The 450-nt window shown below is 69.8% G+C and carries 1 pseudogene; it reads right to left on the bottom strand.

Annotation, left to right across the window (positions count from 1 at the left end):
* Window positions 1-450 (bottom strand): annotated as a pseudogene (locus DVK07_RS21740) (polyphosphate kinase 1); the annotation flags it as partial.

Here is a 450-nt window from a genome sequence, read left to right as displayed (position 1 = left end):
GTCACCGGGTCGGCGCTGTTCGTACCGGCCGTCGCTGTCCATCACCCAGCGCCGGCGGTTGTCCGACAGGAGCGCGTCGAGGACGGCGTCGAGTTCGGCGCGGTGCTCGGGGTCTTCGACGGGCGCGACGGCCTCGACCCGGCGGTCGAGGTTGCGGGTCATCCAGTCGGCGGAGCCGACGTAGTAGTCCGGCTCGCCCCCGTTCTCGAAGTAGAAGATACGCGAGTGTTCGAGGAACCGGCCGACGACGCTCGACACCGAGACGTTCTCGGAGAGACCCTCGATGCCGGGTCTGAGTCGGCAGATGCCCCGAACTACGAGGTCGATGTCGACGCCGGCCATCGACGCCTCGTAGAGTTCGCGGACCATCGCGGGGTCTTCGAGGGCGTTCATCTTGGCGACGATGCGGGCGTCGCGGCCGGCGCGGGCGTGGTCGGCCTCCCGGCGGAC

The sequence above is a fragment of the Halorubrum sp. Atlit-26R genome, from assembly GCF_003666015.1.
GTDB lineage: Archaea > Halobacteriota > Halobacteria > Halobacteriales > Haloferacaceae > Halorubrum.
This window is presented reverse-complemented; position numbering and strand designations above follow the sequence as displayed.